This window comes from Actinoplanes sp. NPDC026670, assembly GCF_040638175.1.
In the GTDB taxonomy this organism is placed as follows: domain Bacteria; phylum Actinomycetota; class Actinomycetes; order Mycobacteriales; family Micromonosporaceae; genus Actinoplanes.
Genome location: NZ_JBEZXU010000006.1, coordinates 174486 through 192415 on the forward strand (window position 1 = coordinate 174486; position 17930 = coordinate 192415).

The following is a 17930-nucleotide window of genomic DNA, read 5'->3' on the forward strand; positions in this document are numbered from 1 at the left end:
GGTCCAGGCCGCGCGGCCGTCAGCTGATCAGCAACTCCGCCTCGACCGCCTGGGACTCCAGCCGGTCCCCGATGCCCCGGGAGATGTCAGCCACCAGTTTCGGCCCGCCGTCGGCCAGGAACTGGGTGGCCAGCATCGTCGCCAGCTCCTGCTCCTTGGCCGGCGCCTCGGCCCGCAGCCGCTCGACGAGTTTCTCCTCACTGCGCAGCTGCCGCACTCTCAGCGGCAGGTTGGACGTCGTCGCCTTCTCCAGGGCCGCCTCCTTGCCGATGAGCAGTCCCACGCTGGCGGCCATCAGACCGACCACGAGACCGATCGGCCCGGTGGCCAGCAGAGCCACACCGACGACCGCGAGGATCACGTTGGTGATGGTGGTGGCGAGCGCCCGCAGCAACGCGGTCCCCTGGGCCACGTCGGGTCGCAGGTTCAGGTCGCCGGGGTCCGCTGACACGTCGAGCAGCGGCAGGGTCATCGCCTCGGGCGGGAGGTGCCAGCGGTTGCAGATCGGCCGGGTCAGATCGTCGATCTCCGGAATCAGGCTGTTCTGCCAGTCCACCACGATCTGGTCGATCTTCGGGTTGCCCGGTGCGGTCAGCTCCAGCCGCAGCGAGTCGGCGACCTGGTCGGCCAGCCCCGACAGGGTGACGATGTCGCCGTTGCGCCAGCGCCGGAACGCGGGGATGACGTGCCGCTCGGTCATCCCGTCGGCGGCCGCCGCGCCGATCTGCTCGGCCAGGGCGGGCAGCCGGGCGGTGACGATCCGCTCGATGTCACCGCTGGTGTTGAGGGCCCGCACGTCTTCCCGGAACCCGGAAGCCCGGATGCTGATCCGCCCGGCCAGCGCCAGGCCCCGGGCGATGGCGACCTCCGGTTCCTTGCCCACGACGATCCGGCTGTCCGGGAAGATCTCCTGGACGGTCGGCTGGATGAACCACATCCGCGAGGCGCCACCGGTCAGGACGATCACCTCGGGCGGCCGTTTCTCCCTGGCGGCGATGCCCTCCAGGTCCGACCGGAACGCCTGCGGCCAGGACTTCCCGCCGAGATCACGCTGCGGGGTGGCGAGCACCTCGGCCATCTCGGCCGCGGTCAGCTCCAGGGTCAGCAGCTGCGATCCCCGGGGGTGATGGATGCGCTCGGTGTTGTACACGGCGAACCCGGGCATCCGGGCCCGGGCCTGGTCGCTGCGGAAGAAGTCCTCCTTCAGCCGCCGGCAGGCCATCTCCACCGCCGGGCGAAGCTGCCGGGTCTCCTGGAGCAGGTCCTCGACGACCCGCCCGTCCGGGCTGTCCAGCAGCCGGTCGAGGATGGTCCGTTCGATGAGCCGCGCGCCGAGCGGCGAACCGTGGTCGGCGGGCTGCATCTTGTGGCCGCGCACCATGGTGTAGTCCGTCGTGGACGAGCCGACGTCGATGATCAGCGCGGAGCCGTGCTGGAGGCCGCTCCAGTCGGTCAGTTCGCCGGCCTCACGGGAGTAGAGCATCGCGGCCCGTGACTCCGGCACGACGTCCACCAGCACGTCGGGTTCGTCCAGGCCGGCCTCCCGCAGCAGGGCGGCGTAACGGACCCGCAGCTCGGGGCTCCAGCCGGACGGTGCTCCGAAGACCCAGCGCCGCGGGCCGGCACTCGCCACCTTCCCGTTGCCGGTGATGTCCGCCCGTACCGCGTTCACCAGCATCAGCGCCGGGACACGGAACTCCGGGTCGTCGATCTGCGGCCGTTTGAAGGTGATGTACAGCGACCGCATCTCGAACGGCCGGGCGAGCGCCCACGCGCCGACGAGCACACCGTGCTCCGGATGCTCGCCGACCACGGTAACGTGCTGCTGGCCGTTGCCCGGGGCGCCGGTCAGCGTGACGATGCCGGGGACGCTGTTCCCCCGGGCCGGCACCGTGGCCACGGCGGTCTCGCCGTCGCCCAGATCGAACCCCACCACCAGGGTGTCCAGACTTTCAGTCATCGACGCGCTCGCCTTCTGCGACTACCGGATCGTCCTGAACGGTGCTCTCGACACGCCGGGCCGGCACGAACGCCTGCCCACGCATCGAATGACCGGTGTCGCCGAGGATCGCCGGCACCTTGGTCTGCGTGGTCCCCGGCGCGACCAGCGGGTTCTCGCTGAGGTCGAACAGGTCCGGCTTGTCGTCGTAGGCGAGCACGTGGATGCCGCGCTGGTTGGCCAGCCGGGTCCGTACCTCGCCCAGGCGCCCGCGGACGAAGACGCCGGAGTCCTGGTCGAACGACAGCTCGAACACCCGCTGGAACTCCGCCAGCAACTTCTCGTCCTCGGACCAGGGCACCGGCACCGGCGCCACCGGCTTCGGCCGGAGCGCCTCGATCAGCTGGTCAAGCGCCTCGACCGCGCCGCGCAGGCCACGATGGAGTTCCTCGCGCGCCACCTGCGGCTCCTCGGACGCCGGCATCAGGACTTTTCGCGCTGGTTTCGGAGACTTGCTGAGGATGTCCAGAAAGCCGCCTTTCGCATCCTGGTCGGCCTTGGCCTGTTCCTTCGCGACCAGATCGAACGCCTTCCACGACGGCCGGATCGAGCTGATCACACCGGCCACCGAACTGGTGAGCAGCTGATACACCGGCTCGACCGGCTCGAAGCCGGCCTTCTGCAACTCGTCGCGTACGAAGGCGAGCAGGGCACGCACCTCGTCCTTGGCCGTCCCCAGCGGAACCCACGCTGGGCGACCCGGCCCGTTCACCCGGAACCACTGCTCGTACAGCTTCGTCAGCCGGGGCGGAGAGTCAGGTGCTCCCGGTCCAGTCATCAGTGGTCCTCTCTGTCGTGTCGCCGTGATCTCCAGACGCGGATCAGGCCGTCGGCGCCCGCCGCGGCGATCCGGCCGTCCGGCATGCGGGCCACCCCACGGACCGCGCCCCCGTATCGCCCGAGCACCGTGGCGGCGCCGGTCCGGTCCTGGCTGACGAGCAGGCCGTCGACGTCCCCGGCGACCAGCCCGGCTGCGTCGAGCAGCAGCGCGCCGATCGCGCCGGCCATCCGGTACGCCGGCCGCGGGGCGTCCGAGCCGGTCAGGTCGTGCAGGAGGATCGAACCGTCCGCGCCGCCGGCCGCGAGCTGCCGGCCGTCCGGGGCCAGCGCCAGCCGGGTCACCGGCGCGGTGTTGCGGATCGCGGCCCGTTCCTGGCCGGTACGCCCGTCGAAGATCCGGATCCGGTAGTCGCTGCCGCCGACCGCCAGGACCGTCGCATCCTGGTCCACGGCGAGCGCCGACGCCGTGCTGAACCCGACCTCGGCCCGGAACCCCGGCTGCCCGGAGTCCAGTGGAGTGGCCCGCACCGCCCCGTCGTCGCCGACGCTGAACACCGTCCGCCCGGCCAGTCCGACGCCGTTCACCCAGCCGTTGTGGCGCGTCAGCACGTCGGCCGGCGCCCCGGATCCGACGGCCCGGATCCGGACCTCGCCGCTGCGGTGCCCACTGACGACCAGCCCCGAGTGCACGGCCAGCGCCAGCACACGGTCGCCGCCGACCGCGCCGGGCGACCCGTCGGGCCACCACCACAGCGTCCCGCCCCGCGCTCCGGCGACCAGTTCCCCGGTGGACGATCCGGCGAACGCCGAGATCTCGCCGGGCAACCGGAGGGTCTGCGTCTGCCGGTCGCCGGCCCGCGCGGACGCCCAGCGCCGGACCTCACCCCGCCGGCCGGCGAGCGTGTCCAGCACCTTTCCCGGCAGCGCCCATCCGCCGGTGAGGTCGGCCAGCACCACGGCGCCGGCGGGCAGGCGGTCGGCCAGCGCCCGGACCGCCACCACGTCCGGCGTCACCCGCGCTGCCGCGACGCCCCCGGCCAGCCGGAACCGCCGTTCCTCGGCGCCGGCCGGAAGCCCGCTGACCAGTTCGGTCCACGGCCAGGTCGCCGGTTCGGCGTTCTCGACCAGGTCCGCGGCGAACCGCGGCACGACGATGCCGTCCGGGTCGGCCTCCACCACCACGGTGGCGGCCGCCGGCCACGGCGGGTCGGCCCGCTGCTCGGCGGCGGTGACCGCGTCACGCCACTGCGGCTCCGGCACGGGCCCGCCGCGGACCAGCGTCAACAGCCGGCCGAGCAGCTCCGTCTCGACCCGCCCGTGCCGCTGGGCGGCCCGGACCACGGCGGCCAGATCGATTCCCCGCCGCGCGTCGGCGAGGCGCCGTGCGAAGTCCTCCGCCATCGACGGCGTCACCGCGCCCAGGCGGTACGGCCCTTCCAGCTCCCACCCGCACGCAGGGCAGACGGCCGGGTCGCCGGCGGTTTCGGCGCACACCGGGCAGGCGGTGTCAGTCGTGGTCATCGGGCACGTCCCCGGCCTCGAACACCAGCGCGGCGTCCCCGGTGATCCGGGCCGCCATCCGCGCTTCCATGCGTTCCAGCAGCAGCCGTACGGTCCGGCCGTTGCCGAAATCGGGTCCCTGTTTCGTCTTCGCCGTGTCCAGCCACTGTCCCGCCTTCGTCGCGGCGGCCGCGCTCAGCGTGTATCCCTCGGCCGCCGACTGCCGGCGCAGGATCTCCAGCAGGGCGGGCACGTCGTAGGAGTGGAACGGCACCGGCTCGCCGAAACGTGACCGCAGGCCGGGGTTGCGGCGCACGAACTCGGCCATCAGGTCCGGGTAGCCGGCCGCGATCACGGTCAGCCGGCCACGCCACCGCTCCATCTCCCGGTTGAGGGTGTCGACGGCCTCGCGGCCGAAGTCGCGCGACGAGTCGGATCTGGTCAGCGCGTACGCCTCGTCGATGAACAGCACCCCGTCGAGGGCGTCCCGGACCGCCTTCTCGGTTCGTGGCCCGGTGCGGCCGATCCATTCGGCGACCAGGTCGTTGCGGGTGACCTCGACGACGTGCCCGCGGCGTAGCAGCCCCATCGCGTGGAAGATCCGGCCGACCAGCCTGGCGACCGTGGTCTTGCCGGTGCCGGGTGGGCCGACGAACAGCAGGTGGGGGGCGGCGACCGGCTCGGCCCCGGTGCGCCCGCGCAGCCGGATCCGGTCGACGAGCCGGCGTACCACGGTCTTGACCTCGTCCAGTCCGACCAGCGCGTCCAGCTCGGACAGCAGGTCCGCCAGGGGTGGCGTGGCCCGGCGCAGGTGTCCCGCGTACACGGCGGGCAGGTCCTCGGCGGTGACCGGCTCGTCGATCGCGCCCCGTACCCGTACCGCCCAGGAGGTTCGCAGCTCGTCGGCGAGCAGCCGCATCCGGCCGGCGTTGCCGAACGTCTCGTCCCGGGTCTCGTAGAGACCGGTGACCACCTCGAACAGCTGGGTCTCGGCCTCCGGGGTCCAGGTCAGCCCGAAGTCGCGCAGCGCCGCGAACAGCACCTCGGCGAGCTCCGGCGGGCTCAGATCGGGGAAGTCGATGATGTTGCCGGGCGGGAAGCGGCGTGGCAGTCCCGGGTCGCTGTCCAGGAACTCCTCGATCCGGCCGGGATATCCGGCGACCACCACGACCAGGCGGTCCCGGTCGTTCTCCATCCGGGTCAGCAGCCGCCCGACGGCCTCGCCGCCCCGGCGTTCGTTCTGGCCGGTGAGCTGGTGCGCCTCGTCGATGAACAGCACCCCGTCGAGCGCGGAGGTGATCACGTCGTCGGTGCGGTGCGGGGTGTCCCCCACGTACGGCGAGATCAGGTCCTTGGCCTGCACCTCGACCACGTGGCCGCGGCGCAGCACGCCGAGGTCGCGGTACATCTCGCCGACCAGCCGGGCCACCGTCGTCTTGCCGGTGCCGGGCGGTCCCCGGAACACCAGGTGCCGGGACACCGGCTCGGTGGCGGCGCTCCGCCCGGCGGTGCGCAGCTCGTTCTCGGCCACGATCGCCCAGCGCAGCCCTTCGAGGTGCGCGCGCACCCCGGCCAGGCCGACCAGACGGTCCAGGCGTTCCCAGGCGGTGCGCCCGTCGGCGCCGGTGGTGTCGATCCACCGGCGGCGGCCCAGTTCGGCGCCGGTCAGCGCGACCTTCCCGGCGGCCAGCTCACCGAGCCGGTACTGCCAGTCGCGGGCGCGGACACCGGGCATCCGGGCCATCGCCCGCGCCGCGGCCGGCAGTCCGGGCCAGTCGCCGACGGTCAGGCCGCGCCGCAGCCGGGCCTGTTGGATGATCCGGCCGGTCTCGTGTTCGTCCGGCTCGGTCACCGCGTAGGCCGCGTCCGGGCCGGCCAGGAAGGTCTCCAGCCGCGGCAGGCCGTGCAGGCCCCGGACGAAGTCGCGCAGCTCGTCGAGGGTGTGCCGGCGGAACAGCAGCACGCACACGTTGCCGGGGGCGGTGCCGTACTCCAGCCATTCGGCGACGGTGCCGGCCAGCGACCGCTGGTCGGCGATGTAGCGCAGCTGCTCCTCGGCCTGGGTCAGCACCACCGCGGTCCGCGGGCCGGTCCGGCGCATGAGGTGGTTCATCGTCATCACCGCGAAGTGATCGGACAGTCCGGCGGCCGGGCGCTCCGGCTCGGGTTCGGGGCGGGAAGTGAGCACGCGGTCGCCCATCGGCCCGCGGAAGAACCGCATCCCGCCGCCGGCCTGGGTGGTTTCGGGAGCGCCGCCCAGCCGGTACAACGGCTGGCGCAGCGAGCTGAAGACGATCTCGGTGAACCCCTGGTCGCGCAGGATCGCCCACAGGGTCTCCTGGATGCCACGGTCGGTGAGGTCGTGGCCGACGAAGACGTCGTCCACGCACCGGCCGTACAGGAAGATCATCGGGTCGCCGGCGACCCGCAGCCCGTGCAGCCGTTCGACCGCGGCGGCACTACTCACGTGTGATCTCCCGTTTGCGGACCGCCTCCAGGTCACGCCATTGCGGATCGGCGTCGCCGGCCTCCTGCGCGCCGCCGCTGGCCAGGCCGTGCTGCCGCAGGCCCTCGACGATCGCCTGGGCCCGGGTGTCGCGGTCGTGCCGGGCCGTGGTGTCGTCGTCGTACGAGTGCACCGACACGACCATCGCCGACGAGTCCTCCGACGGCGTGGCCACCTCCACCACCAGCTCGTTGCCGTTGAGGTGCTGCATCTTGGCCAGGAACCGCTCCCGCTCGTCGGCGCCGACATACGTGCCGTCGATCACCTGGTAGCCGGTGCTGTCGCCGAGCACCCCGGCCACCGTCTCGGCGAGGTTCACCCGCAGCTGGGAGCGCAGCTGCCGCAGCCGGGCCCGTTCGACGATCTCACCGAGCCGCTGCTCGTGGCCGGGGACCTCGGTGGCGGTCACCGCACGCAGGTCGGCCGTGCTCAGCACCCGGTCGGCGACCTCCCGGCTGCGGGCCGCGACCTCGTCGCGCAGCCGGGTGAGCTCGCCCCGTGACCAGTGGTCGACGTGCAGGGTCACCCCGTGGATCGGCACCCCGTTCTCGTCCTCGACCGGGGCGATCTCGTTCTGCCCGATCAGCGCCGTGAGGTAGGCGAGGGCGCCGGTCGCGGCGGTCCGGGCCAGCAGGTTCTCCCGCTCGGCCAGTTCCACCGTCAGCCGGAGATCGCTCAGGTCGTGGTAGGTGGCCTGGGCGAGCCCGAGCGCCGACGCCGCGTGCCCCTGCGCCAGGTCGGTGGCCGCCGTGTCCAGGCGCGGGGTGATCCGGGCGAGCTCACCCGGCGCGTGCCGCTCGTGCGGCAGGTCCTCGATCAGCGACACCATGGTGCGGGCGTCGGCCAGCCAGTCGGTGGCGGCCCGGGTGGTCTGGGCGGCCGTGGTCTCCAGGTCGCCGACCCGGTCCGCGACGTCCTGGATCTCCCGGCGGGCCTGCCGCCGTGACTCGTCGATCTCGGCTCGCCACGCCGCCTGCTGGGCGACCAGCCGGGCCTCGGTGTCGCGGCGCACGTCGGTGCCGAGCTGTTCCAGGGCGGCGGCCGCCCGCCGGGTGTGTTCGCGCAGTTTCTGCTCGGTTCGCGCCTCCAGGTTGCGGGCCTGCTCGTGCAGGGTGCCGACCTGGGCCTCGACGGCGGCCTGCCGGGTCTCGAGCGCTTCGGAGACCCGTACCAGATCGTTGTTGACCTGCTGTCGAAGTTGGTTGATCAGCACCGGGACGGCGCGTTGCAGACCGCCCAGCTGTTTGGCCTTCTGTTCGAGGCCGAAGTATTCGGCCTCGTCCACGAGGATCCGTTTGCGGCCGCTCATCGCGCCTCTTTCCGGGTTGTCAGCCTGTCGAAGGCCTCGAGGACGCCCGCCGGTGGCACGCCGACCAGCAGCGCCTCGTTGCCGTCGAGGTGGATCTCGGCGTTGCGGGTCCGGCCGGCGAAGTCGTATCCGACGTCCCGCAGCCGGCCGGTGAGGTGGTGGACCTGCTGGTTGCTGCTGCCGCGCAGGCCGCGGAAGTCGTTGCGGGCCGCCACGTACCGCCCGTCGATCAGCACGTCGATCAGGCCGAGCAGCGCGGCGGTGTCCGGGCGGCGCCGCAGTTCGGCCAACCGGAATCCGGTGAAGCAGACGACGTCGACGTCGCGCCGGCGGCGGATCTCCCGGACCAGTTCGCCGAGCGCCGGGGCCTGCGCCATCGGTTCGCCGCCGGACAGCGTCAGTCCGGTGACCAGGGGGTCGGTGAGCAGTTCGGTGGCCAGCCGGTCCACGTCGACGGTGCGGGCCGGGCGTTGCGGGATCCACTCCGGCGCGATGCATCCGGCGCAGTCGAACGGGCAGCCCTGCACCCAGACGACCGATCGCAGTCCCGGGCCCAGCGCGCGGGTTCCGGTGCAGGTCGCGGCGACGTTCATCCACACGGGTTGCACGGGTCTCCACAGCGGTCGGCGAGCACGGCCGAGCCATTGAAACAGCTGAATAAGATCCAATCCATCACACGGACAGGTGGGTAACAGTGTTTCCGCGCCCCGGGCGGTCACCTCAACGGATGATGCGTTCCGGCTTTTCTGGCCGGGGGAACGACGCGCCGTGCCGGGCCGGGCGCTAGGTTCACATTTCTATGGTGCGAACGGTGGGTAACCTCTCCGCTGCAGTGACCAGCTTCGTCGGGCGGCGGCGGGAGATCGGGCAGGTCCGGGAGCGGCTGGCGGCGTCGCGGCTGGTCACGCTGACCGGGCCGGGTGGCGTCGGCAAGACCCGGCTGGCCGTCGAGGCGGCCGCCGAGGCCCGCCGCGCCTTCTCCGACGGGACGTGGATCGTCGACCTCGCCGCGCTCACCGAGGACGGCCGGGTCGCGTCCGCCGTCGCCGCCGCCCTGGCGATCCGCGACCAGTCGGCCCGGCCCGCCCTCGACCGGCTGACCGAATTCCTCACCGACCGGCAGGCGCTGCTCGTCCTGGACAACTGTGAGCACGTCCTGGACGCCTGCGCGACCCTCGCCGACACCGTCCTGCGGCACGCCCCGGGCACCCGGATCCTGGCCACCAGCCGGCAGAGCCTCGGCATCGACGGCGAGCACGTCCTGCCGGTACCGCCGCTGACCCGCGTCGAGTCGGTGGCGCTGCTGACCGACCGGGCCGCCGCCGTCGCGCCCGGTTTCGCGGTCACCGACGCCAACAGCGAGGCCGTGGCCCGGCTGTGCGCCCGCCTCGACGGCATTCCGCTCGCCATCGAGCTGGCCGCGACCCGGCTGCGGACCCTCTCGATCGACCAGCTGCTGCAACGCCTGGAGGACCGGTTCGCGCTGCTCAACGTCGGCAGCCGGGTCGCTGCTCCCCGGCAGCGCACGCTGCGCGCCACCGTCGACTGGAGCTACGGCCTGTGCACCCCCGCCGAGCAGCGGTTGTGGGCCCGGCTGTCGGTCTTCACCGGCGGCTTCGACCTGGACGCCGCCGAGGCGGTCTGCGCCGGCGACGGCCTCGGCCGCGCCGAGATCCTCGATCTCGTCGACCAACTCGCGACACAGTCCCTGGTCACCCACCGCGGGGCGCGTTTCGGCATGCTGGAGACGATTCGGGAGTACGGGCTGAGCCGGCTCACGGAATTCGGCGAGCAGGACACCCTGCGCCGCCGCCACCGAGCGTATTACCTGGATCTGGCCGTCCGCGGGGAACGTGACTGGTGCGGCCCCGGCCAGGAGCAGACCCTCGCCCGGGTGCGCGCCGAGCATGGCAATCTGCGGGCCGCGTTCGAGGAGTTCCTCGCCGACCCGGACGGCGCCGAGGCGGCCCTTACCCTGGCCGCGGCGCTGCGCTGGCACTGGTCGGCGGACGGTCTGATCAGCGAGGGCCGCGAGTGGCTGGAACGCGCCCTGGCACTGCCCGCCCCGGACGGCCGGGCCCGCGCCGACGCGCTCTGGGTCGGCGCCTGGGTGCCGCTCCTGCAGGGCGATCAGGAGACGTCCCGGGCGCGGCTGGCCGAGTGCCGGCGGGTCGCCGCGGCCACCGGCGACCCGGTTCCCGCCGCGCACGCCGCCAGCCAGGCCGGGACGGCGAACCTGTTCCGCGGCGACATGCCGGCTGCCATCGCCGAGTTCCGGGCGGCCGTCGACGCGCTGGAGACCGCCGGCGAGACCGCGGGTGTCCTGCACGCCCAGTTCCAGCTCGCGATCACCCTGTCCCACTGCGGCGAACACGAGCAGGCCACCGCGATCGCCCGCCGGGCCGCCGACGTCGGACAGGCCCGCGGCGAGCACCTGTCCCAGTCGTACGCCCGCTGGGTCCTGGCCTTCGACACCTGGCGCCGCGGCGACCCGGAGCAGGCCCACGACCTGGTGCTGGCCGCGCTGACCCTGCAAGCCGGGTTCCGGGACGCGGTCGGCGCCGGGCTGATGATCGAGACGCTGGCCTGGATCGCCGGTTCGGCCGGCCGGCCGGAACGGGCCGCCCAGCTCCTGGGCACCGCGTATTCGATCTGGCGTGGCATCGGCACCCACGTCGGCGTGTTCGGCCCGCCGCTGGGCGTCCACCACGACAGGTGCGCGGCCGCCGCCACCCGGGCGCTGCGCCCGGCCGCCTACCGGGCCGCCTTCGAGCAGGGCGTCCAGCCCACCCTGGAGGACGCCATCCGGTACGCGCTGCGACAACCCGCCGCCGCGACGCCGCCACCGGCCGCCGACGACCCCGGCCTGACCCGCCGCGAACGGGAGATCGCCGACCTGATCGCCGAGGGCCTCAGCAACCGGGCGATCGCCCAGCGCCTGGTCCTGTCCACCCGAACCGTCGACGGGCACGTGCAGAACCTGCTGGCCAAACTCGGGTTCTCGGCCCGCGCGCAGGTCGCCGCCTGGGTCGCCCGGGTACGTGTTTCCGAGCAGGAACAGGTAACACCCCCGTAACCTCACGGGTCCCGAACGGGCCACACGTCCCTACCGTCTCACGGCTATGACCCCCATCACCCGGCCCGAGCCGGCCCCCGGACAGCTCTTCATCGACGGCCGGTGGCGTGACGCCGCCGACGGCGGGCGCCTCGACGTGCTCGACCCGTCCACCGGCAGGATCGCCACCACCGTCGCCGCCGGCAGCGCGAAGGACGTCGAAGACGCGGTGGCCGCGGCCCGCGCGGCCTTCCCCGCCTGGCGCGACACCCCGGTCCGGGAACGCGGGCGGATCCTGAACCGGGTCGCCGCGCTGATCCGCGAGCACGCCGACGAACTCACCGCCCTGGAGAGCCTCGACGTCGGCAAACCGGTCAGCCTCTGCCGGCCGGTCGACGTGTTCACCGCCGCCGACGTCTACGAGTACTACGCGGCCCTGATCCAGACGGCCGGTGGCGGGCACCGCACGGTCGCGATGCCCGCCCACGCCTACACCCGCCACGAGCCCGTCGGCGTGGTCGCGGCCATCACACCGTTCAACTTCCCGCTGATCCTCAGCAGCTCCAAACTCGCCCCCGCGCTGGCCGCCGGCAACACCGTCGTGCACAAACCCGCCGACGACACCCCGCTGTCCGCCCTGTTCATGGCCGGGCTGCTCACCGAAGCCGGCGTGCCGGCCGGTGTGGTCAACGTCGTCACCGGCCGCGGACCCGACGCCGGGGAGCCGCTGCTGCGCCATCCCGGCGTGGACAAGGTCGCGTTCACCGGCTCCACCGCGGTCGGACGGCACGCCGCCGCCACCGCCGGGGCCGCCCTCAAACCGGTGACCATGGAACTGGGCGGCAACGCGGCGAACATCGTGTTCGACGACGCCGACGTGGAGAAGGCCGTCGGCACGGTGATCAAGGCGTTCGTCTTCAACACCGGCCAGTTCTGCATGGGCGGCCCCCGGCTGCTGGTGGCCCGGCCACTGCACGACACCCTGCTCGGCATCCTGGCCCAGGCGGTGCCCGGCGTCCCGCTCGGAGACCCGTTCGACCCGGTCACCGTGATCGGCCCGATGGCCGGTGAGCGGCACCTGGCCAAGGTGCAGGACTACCTCGGCCGGGCCCGCGCCGAGGGCGCCCGGATCGTCACCGGCGGCGAACGGCTCGACCGGCCCGGCTGCTACCTCCAGCCGACCGTCATCGCCGGGCTGCCCGACAGCTCCCCGGTCGTGCAGGAGGAGATCTTCGGCCCGGTGCTGACCGTGCAGCCGTTCGACACCGAGGACGAGGCGATCGCGCTGGCCAACGGCACCCCGTACGGCCTGGCCGCCGGCGTGCAGACCCGCGACGTCGCCCGCGCCCACCGGGTCGCGGCCCGCCTGGACGCCGGGATCGTCTGGGTCAACGACTGGGCGATGCTCGACCCGGCCATGCCCTTCGGCGGGGTCAAGGCCTCCGGTTTCGGCCGCGAGTACGGCCCGGAAGGCCTGGAGCCCTACACCCGCACCAAGTCCGTTCTCATCTCGCTGGAGGCCTGAGTTGACCACCGCCACCACCGCGGCGATCGTCGAATCCGCGGGCGCCCCGTTCACCCTCACCCGCATCGACCTCGACGACCCACGCCCCGGCGAGGTGCTGGTCCGGATCGTCGCGGCCGGCCTCTGCCACACCGACCTCGGCGTGGCCGCCGGCGCCCTGCCGTTCCCGCTGCCCGGTGTCCTCGGCCACGAGGGCGCCGGCATCGTCGAGGCGGTCGGCTCGGGCGTCACCTCGGTCGTCCCCGGCGACCGGGTGCTGCTCTCCTTCACCTCGTGCGGGGCCTGCGGAAACTGCCGCGACGGTCATCCCGCCTACTGCGCCACGTGGCTGCCGGCCAACCTGCTCGGTGGTCGCCGCGCCGACGGCAGCGCCACGCTCACCCGCGGCGGGCAGCCGGTCGGCGGCCACTTCTTCGGGCAGTCCTCGTTCGCCCGGCACGCCCTCGCCGACGAACGCAGCGTCGTCAAGGTCGCCCCGGACGCGCCGCTGGACCTGCTCGCCCCGCTCGGCTGCGGCGTGCTGACCGGCGCCGGGGCCATCTGGAACGTCCTGAAACCGCGGCCCGGCGCCACCCTGATGATCACCGGCGCCGGCGCGGTCGGCCTGTCCGCGGTGATGGCCGCCCGGCTCAGCCCGGCCGGCCGGATCATCGTCGTCGACCGGGTGCCGGGCCGGCTCAAACTGGCCGGGGAACTCGGCGCCACCGACACCATTGACACCACCGGCCGGGACCTGGCCGACGCCGTCGCCGAACTGACCGACGGCCACGGCGTGGACGGCGTCGTCGAGACCACCGGCGCGGCCGGTGTCCTCCAGGCCGGCGTCGGCGCTCTCGCCGCCCGCGGCACCGCCGTCATCGTCGGCGCGCCCGCCTTCGGCACCGCCGTGCCGGTCGACGTCAACCACATGCTCGGCGGGCGTACGGTCACCGGCCTCACCCTCGGCGACAGCGAGACCCAGGCGCTCATCCCGGTCCTGGTCGACCTGGTCACCAGTGGGCGGCTGCCGATCGACCGGCTGGTGCGCCACTACGCGTTCGAGGACATCCAGCAGGCCGTCACCGACGTCGTCGCCGGGGACACCATCAAGCCGGTCCTGCGGGTCTCCCGGCCGTGAACCCGGGCCGTGTCCCGCCGCGGCGCCGGTGGCGGGACACGGCCCGGGGCGTGTGGCCGCGGCCGCGGTCGCGGCTTAGGCTGGCGCGGGAAGATCCGTGGATCACTGGAGGAAACGTGACCGTCCATGACGTCCAGATCGCTGATCTGCACGGCAAGCCGCTGGACCTCGCCGAGTTCCGGGGCTCGGCGACGCTGGTCGTCAACGTGGCCTCCCGGTGCGGGCTGACGCCGCAGTACTCCGGGCTGGAGCAGCTGCACGAGCGGTATGCGGACCGCGGGTTCAGCGTGCTCGGGGTGCCGTGCAACCAGTTCGGCGGTCAGGAGCCGGGCACCGCCGAGGAGATCGAGGAGTTCTGCAGCACGACGTATGGGGTGACGTTCCCGATGACCGAGAAGATCGAGGTCAACGGCGACCGGCGGCACCCGCTCTACCAGGAGCTGACCCAGGCGTCCGACGCTGAGGGGCACAGCGGCGACATCCGGTGGAATTTCGAGAAGTTCCTGGTCGGCGCGGACGGCACGGTCCTGGCCCGGTTCGGCCCGCGGGTCACCCCGGACGCCCCTGAGCTGGTTGCGGCGGTCGAGGCAGCGTTGCCGTCGAATTGATGCCCGCGCGGGGGCCCGCCGCTCCCATCGTGTTGCGTCGAGCGCTCAGGCCGTGGACCCGCCGCCCGGACCGTCCCCGTCCTGCGGTGGACGGTCCTGCGGGGCCTTGGTGACGATCTCCAGCAGGCGGCGGGCGTCGGCGCGGCGCAGGCGGTTGCGGGAGAAGAGGCCCACGACGCCGAACAGGATGTGCAGGATCGCCCGGCTCAGCCCGAGCAGCAGGACCGCGGCGGACAACAGTGGGATGAGAACGGCGGGATCGAACAGAGGGGACACTGTGGCTCCTCGGAGTGGACCGGAACGATCGATTGGTTGAGTCAACGATCGCCCAGGTCAGAGCCACTGTGTAGGGCTGCGGACCGCACTGCGACAGCATTTGACAGTGCTTTGTGTCCGGTCGACTGATCTCAGCGACGCGAATGTGTCGATTGGAGCGACACGGGCGAAGACCCCGAGATCGGGCGGCTTCGGCGCGGGGTGTGCGACCGGTGACCGGGCCCGGGCACGAACCCGTTGTTCGCCCTCGGCCGCGCATGCCATCCTGTCACTTGACACAACTTGACGTAGGTTGGCACGACCTCAGGGGAGCGTGCTGCGTGGCGATCGAGATGCCGGGCCCGGAGAGTCTTGCGCCCGGTGCGTTGCGCGACTTCGTTCAGGCGTTGCACCAGCTGTACGACGATGCCGGCCAACCGCCCAGCCGCCAGATCAGCGACGTCATCCGCCTTGTGCTCCCGAGCCGCGCGTTCGAGGCGGTGTCGCACGAGACGGTCAGCGCCCTGCTGCGCGGCCGGCCGGTGCCCGCGTGGGGCAAGACCCGCGCCGTCGTCGCCGGGTTGTGCCACCTGTCGGTGCAGTCCCGGGCGTTCCGCGACGAGGAGGCCCCGTTCAACAGGCTGTGGGCGGCCGCCCGCTCGGGGACGCCGGCACCGCCCGAGGAGCCGCGACGCCCGCCGGTGGCGCCCGCTGACCGTCCGAGCCTCGCGGTCAACCGCCCGTTGCCGCGCACCCTGCCCACCCCCTCCGCCGCGCCGAGCCTGCCCGCGCCGATCGGCCTGCCCACCCGTGCCACCGACGGGATCGAGCGCTCCGGCCTGCTCGACGAGATGGACGCGATCCTCACCACGCACCCGGGCGTCCCGCTCGTGCTGCACGGGATGATCGGCTCCGGGAAGTCGCAGCTCGCGCTGGGCTACGCCAGGTCGCGCGGCGGCCGGTACACCACGATCGCCTGGATTCCGGCGCGGTCCCTCGCCGAGGCCCAGGCGGCGATGGCCGCCCTGGCCGCTCCACTGGCGGTGCGGCCGGGGCCGAGCGCCGCCGAGACCGCCGACGCGGTGCGCGGCCGGCTCGCTGCCGTGCCCGGCGACTTTCTGCTGATCTTCGACGGTGCCGGCGACGAGAACATCCGGCGGCTGATTCCGCCGGTCGGCGGCCATGTCATCGTGACCAGCCGGGATCCGGGCTGGGCGCAGGACGGCACCAGCAACGGGCTGACCGTGCCGGCGTACACCGCCGAGGAGGCGCGCAAGTTCGTCGCCGGGCGCGGTCTGGCCGACCCGGACGCGGTCGTGGCGCGGGTCGGCCGCTTGCCGCTGGCGCTGGCCGAGGAGGTGACCGGCGGCCGGCCCACCGGCTATCCGGGCACGTTGAAGGGTGAGGTCCACGCCGCCCTGGCCCGGCTGCGGGCCGCCGACGAGCTCGCCGCCGAGATCTTCGAGCTGTTCGCGGTGCTCGCCCCGGTGCCGGTGCCGCCCGCCCTGCTGAAGAGGGGCCTGGCCGGGGAGAGCCCGCCGCCGATCTCCGCGGCGCTGCAGCAGGAGGTGCGGCGCCTGCAGGCGTTGCTGGAGGTGACCGGGCGCGGGCTGGCCCGGCTGCACAACGACACCGGCAGCATCGAGGTCGACCCGGCGATCCGGGCCGCCCTGTGGCAGTGTCTGGATCTCACCGCCGCCCAGCGGGCCCGCGACGACGTGCACGCGCTGCTGGCCGCGGCCGACCCGGGCTTCCCCGACGATGTGCCCGACCAGGTGCGCTCGGGTGAGGCGCACGCGGCGATCGCGGTGCATGTGGCCGCGGCCGAGCTGATCGAGTCGCGGTTCGGCCCGGCCCGGGAGGCGGTCTACCACCTGATCCGCTACCACCACCTGCGCGGCGAGAACGGCGTGGCGGTGGAGCTGGCCCGGGCCGCTGTCGCGAGGTGGCGCGAGGAGACGCTCATGGGTTCGCTGAACCCGCTGGTCCTCGGGGTCACGCTGCAATGGGCGAACGCGCTGCGTGCCCTCGGTGAGTACGACCAGGCCCGGGACCTGACCGCCGCCGGGCTGAGTCAGCTGCGCTGCGACCCGATCTTCGGCGACGGCCACCTCTACACGCTGGAGATGAGCGACGGTCACAGCGCTGATCTCCGCATCGCCGGGGAGTACACGCTCGCCCTGGAGCTTGCCGAGGAGATCCATCAGGGTCATGTGAGCCGGGAGGGTCAGGCGTCCGGCCGGGCGGCGATGAGCCGGCACCACCTCGCGGTCAGCCACCGGCTGCTCGGTGACTTCGCCGCGGCCGAGCACAACGACCGGCAGACCCTCGAGCAGCACCGGGACCAGCGGGGGCCGGGTGACTGGCGCACGCTGCTGTCGACGAATGCGCTCGGGGAGGACCTCTACGGGCTGGGGCGTTACGCCGAGGCTCTGGAGGTGCTGTCCACCTGCGACGATCAGGCGGTGGCGTCCGATCGCGGGCTGATGCTCTGCGTACGGACGGTGGCCCTGGCCCAGCGCGAGCTCGGTGACGCCGGCACCGCCGCCGACCAGTTGCGCGACCATGTCGACGCGTGCGTCAGGCAGTACGGCGAACAGCACGAGCACACCCTCGCGGCTCAGGTCAGCCTGGCCGCGACGTTGCGGCAGTGCGGGGCGGTCGGCGAGGCCCGTGCGCTCGCTGAGGCCGCGCTCGACGTCTACCGCCGGACGCTGGGCCCGCGCAATCCGCTCAGTCTGGCCGCTCAGCTCAACCTGGCCGCGATCCTGCGGGCCGGCGGCGACTACGGCCGGGCCCGGCACCTCGACGGGGTGGCCGCGGTGGAGCTGCGGGCGGCGTTCCCCACCTGGCATCCCTTCCGGGTGGCCGCGATGGTCGGTCTGGCCAGCGATTATGCGCTGACCTCGCGGTCGACCACGGCGGCGCCGATCTCCCGGGAGGCGTACCAGATCTCCTCCCGGCACCGTGGGCCGGAACACCCGCAATCGCTCGTCGCCGGCGCCAACCTGGTGATCGACCTGAGGGCCACCGGGCTCGGCGGCGAGGCGGACCGTCTGCGGGCCACGATCAGGCCGGCGGTCGAGCGGATCTTCGGCGACCAGCACCCGTTCCTGGGCCGGATCGACGCCGGCCTGCGACTGGAAGGCCCTGTCGAGACGCCGTCCACCTGAGGTGGCAGGAGTGTTGTCAAGTTTTGTCAACTGTGCCGACATTAGCCCGATTTACCGCGCTATGCGGCTTCGCAGGATCATGCTGGAGTGGTAGATACTACGG

At 73.1% G+C, this 17930-nt stretch carries 12 protein-coding genes; 5 read left to right on the forward strand and 7 right to left on the reverse strand.

The window, feature by feature from the left end:
- Positions 1-19: 19 nt before the first annotated feature.
- Genes AB0E94_RS08555 through AB0E94_RS08580 form a run of 6 tightly spaced genes read right to left on the reverse strand, consistent with a single transcriptional unit; the run spans position 20 to position 8687 of the window.
- Entirely contained in the window at positions 20-1960 is a 1941-nt protein-coding gene (locus AB0E94_RS08555; protein WP_360324022.1) for a hypothetical protein, read from the reverse strand.
- A complete protein-coding gene (locus AB0E94_RS08560; RefSeq protein ID WP_360324024.1) occupies positions 1953-2777 on the reverse strand; it encodes a hypothetical protein in 825 nt (274 codons plus the stop codon). Before AB0E94_RS08560 ends, AB0E94_RS08555 begins: the two co-directional genes overlap by 8 nt.
- Positions 2777-4300, reverse strand: coding sequence for a hypothetical protein (locus AB0E94_RS08565; RefSeq protein ID WP_360324026.1), 1524 nt, complete (start codon positions 4298-4300; stop codon positions 2777-2779). Before AB0E94_RS08565 ends, AB0E94_RS08560 begins: the two co-directional genes overlap by 1 nt.
- A complete protein-coding gene (locus AB0E94_RS08570) occupies positions 4287-6746 on the reverse strand; it encodes an AAA family ATPase (protein ID WP_360324028.1) in 2460 nt (819 codons plus the stop codon). Before AB0E94_RS08570 ends, AB0E94_RS08565 begins: the two co-directional genes overlap by 14 nt.
- On the reverse strand, positions 6739-8094 hold the full coding sequence (locus tag AB0E94_RS08575; protein WP_360324030.1) for a hypothetical protein: 1356 nt from the start codon (positions 8092-8094) through the stop codon (positions 6739-6741). Before AB0E94_RS08575 ends, AB0E94_RS08570 begins: the two co-directional genes overlap by 8 nt.
- Entirely contained in the window at positions 8091-8687 is a 597-nt protein-coding gene (locus AB0E94_RS08580; protein WP_360324032.1) for a 4Fe-4S single cluster domain-containing protein, read from the reverse strand. Before AB0E94_RS08580 ends, AB0E94_RS08575 begins: the two co-directional genes overlap by 4 nt.
- A 218-nt stretch (positions 8688-8905) precedes the next feature.
- On the opposite strand from AB0E94_RS08580, the gene AB0E94_RS08585 reads away from it, so the two are divergent.
- From AB0E94_RS08585 to AB0E94_RS08600, 4 genes are all read left to right on the forward strand, one after another.
- Complete coding sequence (locus AB0E94_RS08585) at positions 8906-11170, forward strand: LuxR C-terminal-related transcriptional regulator (protein ID WP_360324034.1); 2265 nt, start codon at positions 8906-8908, stop codon at positions 11168-11170.
- Positions 11171-11216: 46 nt separating this feature from the next.
- Entirely contained in the window at positions 11217-12674 is a 1458-nt protein-coding gene (locus AB0E94_RS08590; protein ID WP_360324036.1) for an aldehyde dehydrogenase family protein, read from the forward strand.
- Between the two features lies 1 nt (position 12675).
- Entirely contained in the window at positions 12676-13791 is a 1116-nt protein-coding gene (locus AB0E94_RS08595; RefSeq protein WP_360324038.1) for an NAD(P)-dependent alcohol dehydrogenase, read from the forward strand.
- A gap of 116 nt (positions 13792-13907) precedes the next feature.
- Positions 13908-14399 (forward strand): glutathione peroxidase, encoded by a 492-nt coding sequence (locus tag AB0E94_RS08600; protein ID WP_360324040.1) that lies wholly within the window; start codon positions 13908-13910, stop codon positions 14397-14399.
- 45 nt (positions 14400-14444) lie between these two features.
- Here AB0E94_RS08600 and AB0E94_RS08605 read toward each other — a convergent pair whose 3' ends face one another.
- The gene (locus AB0E94_RS08605) at positions 14445-14675 is read right to left on the reverse strand and encodes a hypothetical protein (protein WP_360324042.1); all 231 of its coding nucleotides are present in this window, start codon (positions 14673-14675) and stop codon (positions 14445-14447) included.
- 320 nt (positions 14676-14995) lie between these two features.
- Here AB0E94_RS08605 and fxsT point away from each other — a divergent pair, with 320 nt between their 5' ends.
- Complete coding sequence (gene fxsT / locus AB0E94_RS08610) at positions 14996-17827, forward strand: FxSxx-COOH system tetratricopeptide repeat protein (RefSeq protein ID WP_360324044.1); 2832 nt, start codon at positions 14996-14998, stop codon at positions 17825-17827.
- Positions 17828-17930 lie beyond the last annotated feature (103 nt).

Excerpts from the sequence above, each read along its gene's own strand:
- AB0E94_RS08590 (WP_360324036.1), top strand. The coding sequence starts at position 11,217 with ATGACCCCCATCACCCGGCCCGAGCCGGCCCCCGGACAGCTCTTCATC.
- AB0E94_RS08565 (WP_360324026.1), bottom strand. The coding sequence starts at position 4,300 with ATGACCACGACTGACACCGCCTGCCCGGTGTGCGCCGAAACCGCCGGC.
- AB0E94_RS08580 (WP_360324032.1), bottom strand. The coding sequence starts at position 8,687 with ATGAACGTCGCCGCGACCTGCACCGGAACCCGCGCGCTGGGCCCGGGA.
- AB0E94_RS08555 (WP_360324022.1), bottom strand. The coding sequence starts at position 1,960 with ATGACTGAAAGTCTGGACACCCTGGTGGTGGGGTTCGATCTGGGCGAC.
- AB0E94_RS08575 (WP_360324030.1), bottom strand. The coding sequence starts at position 8,094 with ATGAGCGGCCGCAAACGGATCCTCGTGGACGAGGCCGAATACTTCGGC.
- AB0E94_RS08560 (WP_360324024.1), bottom strand. The coding sequence starts at position 2,777 with ATGACTGGACCGGGAGCACCTGACTCTCCGCCCCGGCTGACGAAGCTG.